General features: G+C 29.4%; 4 protein-coding genes. All 4 read right to left on the bottom strand.

Translation table 11 applies throughout. From position 1 onward, the window contains the following. Positions 1-294 precede the first annotated feature (294 nt). A complete protein-coding gene (locus GSA01S_RS08135) occupies positions 295-603 on the bottom strand; it encodes a DUF4298 domain-containing protein (RefSeq protein WP_066126491.1) in 309 nt (102 codons plus the stop codon). A gap of 136 nt (positions 604-739) precedes the next feature. After that, on the bottom strand, positions 740-1123 hold the full coding sequence (locus tag GSA01S_RS08130; RefSeq protein ID WP_066126490.1) for a hypothetical protein: 384 nt from the start codon (positions 1121-1123) through the stop codon (positions 740-742). A 59-nt stretch (positions 1124-1182) separates the two neighbouring features. Then, positions 1183-4602 (bottom strand): helicase-related protein, encoded by a 3420-nt coding sequence (locus GSA01S_RS08125; RefSeq protein ID WP_066126489.1) that lies wholly within the window; start codon positions 4600-4602, stop codon positions 1183-1185. A gap of 12 nt (positions 4603-4614) precedes the next feature. Next, entirely contained in the window at positions 4615-8085 is a 3471-nt protein-coding gene (locus GSA01S_RS08120; RefSeq protein WP_066126487.1) for an Eco57I restriction-modification methylase domain-containing protein, read from the bottom strand. Between the last annotated feature and the right edge of the window lie 552 nt (positions 8086-8637).

Below are 8637 nucleotides of genomic sequence, written 5' to 3'. Positions count from 1 at the left end.
TTATTACCATATTATGCTCCTTATCGAGGCTTTAATTGTTTTTGAAACCTCCAGTAATTTTTTTCATATAAATGTCCTCCTTTCCTCAATTTTCGATTTTAGTATAGCATAAATCAAAAAAAGCTGAACAGAAACTTAATCATTTCTATCCAGACTTACTAAAATGGGGAACGTGTAATCATTAGATATTTCTCAATCTAAATATAAACTCATCTTAAGAAAATGGTAACTAATCTCTTAGCCTTAAATAGCCTCAACAAAATTTGATATTTATAAATGCCTATACCCAATTAATCACTTCAATAATTCTGTAGCTATTTCTAACATTTCAATAGCTTGATTTCTAATTTCAAATAACGTTTCATACGGGTAGTCTTCTCCTAAAATAGCAGTTGTTTCTAGCTCATCAAAATAACCCTCATCAAGCATCTCTCTATGCTTAAACCATTCTTCACTACTATAATACTTATCGAAGTTCTTAATCTTTGGCATTTGTTTTTTTACTTTATGTAAGACTTTATCCAATTCTTCTAAAGTCGCATTTATTTCACTAAATTCTTTTTCTAATTCTTTTAATCTCTCAACTTCTTTTTCTTTATTCACAAAAATCATCACCTTTAATTATATAACAATACTCTTCTGTTCTTTTTTTCGGTTCTATAATTTTTAGTGTTGGTGGCGAAATCACCAGCACTATTTTTATATAATATAATGGTTAAAATAAAGGTATTTTATAATATCATTCAATTTTCTCCATTTGAGCAGGTATTACACTGCCATTATACTCTGATAAGAAACCATAAGTTTTATCCAATATTTGATTATAGTATTCATCGATTTCAAAAATATAATCACTATCTGCTAAAGCACGTTGCAATCCTTTTACTGACTCTATAGCTAAATTTAATTCTCTACTGTTCTGAGCCCAGAAATTTGCTGTGCCTTGATTAGTTGGTAATCTACTATTCATTAATTTAAAATTCCCGATTATTAAATGATGAATAGTTGAAAATATTTTAATTAGTTTAACGATTGAGAAACCTTTATATAAATTTTCGTATTCAATATTTTTATACTCAAGCAATTCTCTATATTTGCTTTCGATATAATTTTCTATTTTCAAAAACTTCCTCCTTCACATTGAAAATATTTATTTCAGTACCCCAAATAGTGTAAACTTCATTAAATCAATTCTTTATTAAAGTAATGAATAGAAATATTTCCAAGAAGTATTTCATAATCACTTTTTTCTACACTAGCTTTTCTAATGTCGATATGTTTCTTTTCATCCGACATTCTAAGATCTTCTTCATACAAGCTAAAGGTTTGATAGAAATCAGCGAAATATTTCCAGAATCGGTTTACGTCATTAGCAATCGCTTCAACAAGTTCAAATAATGGGTGCTCTTTATCTACTAATTCTATACTCTTAGCAATTTTTCCTACTTCCTTAGTTGAAACATTTGCCTCTTTTAATTTACTTAAAATCATTGTTTTATTTTTTGTATCTCTTGCACTCTCTCGAATTGCCAAAGCTGCTTTCTTTGAGACTTTATTTTGTAATTTTCCGATAGTATACTCCACACTTTCAAGCTGTTGATTATAATGGTTTACATATCTAGGTATTAAGGATTTTATAATTGTTTTACAATTTTCGACAAATTCTAAAGCTAATTCTTCAGGCAGATGTTTAGTATTATCTATGCTATGTAATAAACTATGATACAAAAAGTTTTCTGCTACACTAATGCTTAAGTCTTGATGAGTATATAAATCGATAATTTTATTTTCAGATGTTAAAATCGAGCCGTTAGCATCTGATAAATTTAACTTTATAGCAACAACAGAGTTAGCGTTTCCTGATGTAAAGCTTATGTTATCCGCAATAACTTTATTATTTCTAACTATTTTATTTTGAAGAAATTCTTGCATTCTTTCATTAGCCTTAATATATTGGTCGCTGTGCGAGTCAGCTGAACTTAATTGATATACACTTTTTATTACTGTTTCTTCAAGCATATTTTCAACAGCTTCTGAAGTATTTTTAGTAGCGTTCTTCAAGTAATTCGCATACTCAGGTAAAACTACCGAATCAAACTCTGTGTCAGATAATACACCTTGCATTTTTTGACTTAATCTTTCAGTCATTTTTAATTCGGATTCTATTGCCTCATAAATTGGAAAAGTATATATATGTATGTCTTTTATATCTGATTTTTCTCTGGGTCTATCAACACGACCAATCCTCTGTTCCAATTGCATAGGATTATAGGGCAAGTCCAAATTCATTAAAACAGTAGCATCCTGAAGATTTTGTCCAGTAGAAATGGTATCCGTACCAATAATAAAGTTTATTTCTTCCTCTGTTCCTATATACTCTGGCTTTTCTTTTGCTCTAGGTGCAAAACGTGTAAGTATTTCATCTTTTGAATAAGCTGCTCCATCAATATTACAGTGGTTTTTATCCCCAACTACCATTCCAATAGGGATATTCTTAAATTCATTTTCTTGCTTTAACTTTTCTGAGTAATACTTGACTGTTCTTTGGAACTGGCTCACAACGATAACCTTATTACCATTTTGTAGCTCTTTTAAAATTACATTTTTTACTGTTTCGAATTTTTCATCTCTAGATTGGTATGCTAATTTTAATTGTTCTCTAAGATTTTCTAGTATATTTAAATCATGTGTTATATCCGTCTTAATCGTTGTATATATTTTTTTTGCCTTTGGTTCCGTAATACCATCAATTAAATCTGTTATACGTTGTAAGTAACTTCTTTTCTTTACTTCAGATTCAATTTCAAAGTCAAATTTTGATACATTGATATCTTCTTCTTCTACCATTTGCTTTAATGCTCTTTTGAAAGAATAATTTGATAAGTCATATTTATTCCCTAGGTAATTTTGTATAAAGTTTTTATAGGATTTACTAACTATTCTTGAAAAGAGTTCTTCCATTTGCTTTAAATTGTCAATAATTTTGTTAATTGTTTCATAGTAAGCAATCCAACTAGAATCAGCTAATTTAAGTAACATTAATTGTAATTGACTAGCACCTAAAACATATCTGCTCTCTTGAACATATTTAATTGGATCCATATAAGGAAATGTTAATTCCGAAACTCTATCAAAGTTATCTGAAAACAATTGATTTTTTCGAGGTTCGAATGGTATTTCAACAGTTGGAAATTTTCGTTGAGCAAATAATTCTTTTTCTGAACCAATTGTTTTACGTGTTCTTTGTAAATAGATATCTTCCCAAAACTCATTGAATGCTTTGTCATTTTGTGCAAGTTGATTGATTACTTTACCATCATTTCCAAAAATAAAATATTGCTTATACAATCTATCATTTGGGATATTGTCCTCATTGAGGAACAATGTTCCAATATTTAAAACATCATTCCTTGAATTATTCCAAGGCGTTGCCGTTAATAATAACGCTTGAAAATCTTCCTTACTGTATTTTTTTAATACTTTAGCTTTCTGATAGGATTTAGTATCTCTATTTTTGAACCCTAAATGCACTTCGTCTATAATGATAAAATCATATTTACGAGCATAAGCTTTGACTGTATCCAAATCAAATTCAGCAAATTTTTCTCTTGTTATTGCATCGTAGTGTTCACTATATATTCCAATCGTTGCAAATTCTTGTCGCCATTGTTTATGAAGTTTACGATCAGCAATCAATAATGCCTTTATACTCTTTTGAGCTTCTAACCTTGATTTCAATATTCCAGCAGCAGTTCGCGTTTTTCCAAGCCCAACTCCATCGGCAAGTACAGCAGTGCCAAATGTATCTAATCTACTTGAGATTTGACTGATGCCTGTAAATTGATGTTCATACAAATCTTGAACCCATTCCGATGTATCATCAATTAACTTAATTGGTTTAGAGAATATATTAGCGAAATCATAATATGTTTCCTGTACAAGTTGATAATTTTTAAATTTAACTAGCTCTGGTTTGTATTCATCAATAATGTCTAATAATTCTACTGAAAAAGAAGAAACTTCTTCAGAATCCCAAATGCTATCAAACCAATCTTTTAAAGACAAAAAATTTTCACTACCCAAAACATTTAGCTCTGTATTTCCTATTAATCCATTTAAAGAAAAGTTAGATGATCCAGTAATAGTTTCACCTTTTATAGGTTGATGACTATTATAAAATAAGTATGTTTTAGCATGAAAATAATTTGCTGGACCTGTGTATACTCGAATTTCTAATCGATTATCTGAAATCCAATTACGAATTTTCAGAAGAAAATCATCTTCTTCAATCTTTGTAATATCATCACTAAACATTTTAGGAATACTATCTATATATTCCCGATCGGTAGGTGCGCCAGCAAGAATCTCAGCAGTATCTTTACTCGTTTCATTCCCCATTATAATTCGTAATTTTCCATTTTTTTGTTCCATGAATTCTTGGATCTCATCTTGAATTGATAATAGACCCGATGCATAAAAATAGCCGACAGCGATGTCTGACGCATTATTTTCTGTATCTTTAAAAAGATACTTGAGTACATCAGCTAGAATGAAAGTTCTATTATCAATTACCTTGGAACGGTATAATTCTTTATAGTCCATAATTTTCCCTTTCTACAAAGTATCAAATATATTAATAATTCGCTGAGCTTCCTCGACTACTTCCTTACGGTGGTTCGCTGATTCAAAGCTTTTCATTATTACAATAATCTCTTCTCTAGTTAAACCATACTCTTTAAAGATTAATGCATTTAATTCTGCTATTAAATCTTCCTTGGTCATTTGCGAATGTTTAACATTTCCCTCAATAACGTTTAAGTCACTATACATAGAACCGTTTGCCATTAATAAATTTTTAACAATAGAATTGATTTCAAAAGTTGAGGAAAGCGCCCCATATTTTGCAATTGGAAGTTTTACCAAGTATCGCTTATTAACATTTGTAGTTATTAGATTTCGCAAGTAAAAATCTACAATATAACTATTTAATATTCCAACGTAAAATAACTTTTCTTCCAATGACATTCGGCTTGCTTCTCTTTGAACATGAAGACTATTTGTAGCCACACTTTTTTTAGGCAATAAGGTACAAATTAATGTCCTTCTATTGGTTGAACTTGAGATAGAACGTATCGCAATTCGATACTCTTTATAATCAAGACCTAATTTTTTTTCAACTATATCTTCTGCTATACCTTCAGTAAGTTGATCAGGAGAGATAGAAAATTGATTCATAAATTTCCCTTCATATAATATAATCGACTGATTATTTAAAGGTTCAAATAAATTAGAATCTAAGGATTTATCGAAATCTCTACCCAAATTAAAATTCCCAATTTCTATTAATGATGGGAATCTCTTGCTTAATCTTTCAATAATATTCAACTCTACATCATTATTCACTTCGATTAGTGTATATGTATCGTCTTGGAGTACTAATTCAATTGGGTATGTTATTTTTTCATCAGAATTCATCAAACTTTCTAATTTATGCTTATAGAAAAATGCATCAAATTCTTGAATATTTTCTTTTGCTTTTTTGAAAGTTAATACCGCAAACTTATATCTAGAATCTACTAGAGCGAATATTTTATTACGATTTTCAAACGATAAAAACTCTTTAATTGTATAATTATCAAATACCATGTGACGTACTCCAGTTGTATTCTCATCTGTCGCAAAGTTATCTGGAACAAGGACTGAAAAATATCCATTTTTCTTTAATAATTGAGTAAATCTCTCAATTGACACCACATAAAGATTAGTGTCTCCGCCAGTTTTGCGGCCATTCAATTTATAAGATTGAAATTCAAAATTATTTTCATCTTTATAATAATCATTAGCTTCTTTTATTTCATATTCATACTGTGTCCATTTATCTTGTAAAAAGGGCATTGTCAACGTCAATTCAGAAATACGTTTATTTTTGGCTCTTTTATTAGCAAGCTTAGAAAAAGTAGCATCATATTCATTATAGAATTCATCAGTGTTTGGTTTGTTTTTTTCCCAAGGTGGATTTCCAATAACACAGTCAAAGCCAGCCTCTTCGAGTAAGTTTCCATTTTCATCAAAGAATATTTCGCTTAAATTTATCTCTAATGCCTCGATATGAAGAAACTCTGCAATATCAGAAACTCCGGCATAATCCTCTTTTAAGATCTTAGTTTGTAGATTTGATCGGAGTTCTTCATATTTATCATCATTATCTAATTTCGCTTTTCGCAAAACTTTGATTTCGTTTTTGTATTGAGCATAAATTTCTTTACGCTTATAAAATGGAACACTATTAATTAATGAATTTTGATGAATTAGGTTCTTACCAATTAAAGAAGGCAATTCTTCTGAAATATCTCTATGCTCAATTGTTGTTAATGAAAGTGTCAAAGATGTTATCAAAACAGCTTTATAATCAAAGTCTACACCATAAATCATATTATTTAATATATAACTTTCCCACTTTGCTTCTCCTTCAGTACCTTGTTTAAACATTGGATATTTATGTAATATTTCTTCTGGCAAGGAAATACTACTTATAGCAGCGTGTTTACTAGCTAACCTTAAAAAAGCCCCTCTTAAAAATGATCCCCCTCCACATGTTAAATCCGCTACTTTAAAGTCTAACAGTTGTTTAATAGCGAATTCGATATTTTTATTCTTTTGAACTGCTTCTGCTAATTCTTCAATTAAGTTATCAAATTTTATATCTACACTTTGAGAAACCATATATTCAACAAACTGATGATCTGTATAGTAGGCTCCCTTAGATTTTTGCTCAGACTCAGTTGAACCATATAACACAACTGGAGTTCCATCTTCAAAATTTATCTGAATATTTTGTGACATTGAATTTTCATAATGCTCTTCAATTGCAGATGGTGGTAAATCCTCATATCTAAAAGAATATCTTTCAGAAGATGTATCAATCCACATTTTTGCTAAAAACTCAGGAAACAGTTGAGATATTTTAGTTTCAATCTCATTTGTTACTTCTCCTACACTACCAGCAAATAAATCACCATCAAAAACAGTTTCAAATTGTTTACGTGCGTTCATGATTAGTTTAGAAAAACTATCCGTTTCACTTTCTGATAACTCTTCTATATCAGAAGTAATTTCTGACTCTTCCTCATCAAAAATATCAAATAATGATATTTGATAATCTTCTTGTTTAATTGGTTTTTTCTTTTTATTAAGGTGGATTAGTTCTTTTTCTTCAACATTTTTTTGAGTAGCTCTGACACTTCGATATATAGCATCATCTAATGTCCCATCACCTACTCCAAGGGCAATTCCTGATAGTTCGAATGAATTTGGACCGTAATAACCTTCTAGAAAGCGTCTCATTAGCTGACGTAAAATAATAGTATCCACAACAGTACTTAGGGTAATAGTATATGATCTTTCTGCCACTAAATTAATTTGGTCTTTTTTCTTTAAATATTTTTTAGCAGTTGAATCTAACAAAGGTTCCATCTCTTGCTTTAGTTCAGTTGCAGTAATTAGTTCTGATAATTTTTTCCGATAAAAATTTGTAGTTTGTCTAAAATGGCTTGTTAATTCTCGTTTAAAAATTTTTTGGAGATTAAGTGCAATTTTATTCTCACCAAAGCCAAATTCATCTTCCTCAATAACTAAGCTATCATTCTTTAGGAGATTAAAGTTATCTTGATACAATGGAATCATAGCTGTTTTAGTATTAATATCTAGTCTTGTATCTCTATTCCCGTTTAGATAAGGAAATAAAATCAGTCTTCTATCCCCTAAGAATGCCACAATTTGAACATCAAAGGACAAGGAAAAATCAAATTTAAGTTGTTCAACATCTTTATATAGACGTCTAATTTCCATGGTAGTAGAGGCTTCACCCAAGTCTTCTACTGGTTTAATTGCTATTACTCCTTTAGATAGATCATCTGTTTTATTCGTGAATAAAATTTTCCATTGACTTTCTTCTTTAATCGGATTTTCTCCTACTGTGTAATCTAAATATTTTGCAATTGAATTTATTGAATCATTATTTGGAGAAAAATTATTAGTTAAATCTATTAAACTATTTGGTAAAGATTTTTCTATTGTTAGTGTCATACATTATCATCCTTTCCTCATAAGGCAATTAAACGATTAAATTTCGATCATTAACGATATTAATATGATTATATCATGAAGTTTGTTAATATTCTCTTCTAAAAATATTTTTTAGTAGCTAAAGATGATTTTATGTTATTCGTATATTATTATAACTATTGCTTTGAAATTCAAAACTCTTCATGGTCTTCTTCTTCGTTACAGGAACTTAATTGCCTGCTTAATTAATATGGATTTATTCCATTACTTTTTATTCCTGATACGTTATATAATTCTATGAAAAAATGGGAAAAACTCCATCAAAAATATAATTTTATCGACTACTTTTTTCATCTGCGCTCTCTCATAAAATCTTAAATTTTCGATAAATGTGTCTACTATATAGACATATAAATTACCTTGAGAATATTTCTTAAGATTAACTTTCACTAGAAACTTTTTGAATATTAATCTACATTATCTGTAAGCCAACAAGTTCGTAACAACTACAGCCTAACGTTATGGGCTCGTTCGAACGGATAAGGCAATTTGTGTCATCAATTCAATAAAAAA

It is taken from the genome of Globicatella sanguinis NBRC 15551 (assembly GCF_001552295.1).
GTDB lineage: Bacteria > Bacillota > Bacilli > Lactobacillales > Aerococcaceae > Globicatella > Globicatella sanguinis.
This window is presented reverse-complemented; position numbering and strand designations above follow the sequence as displayed.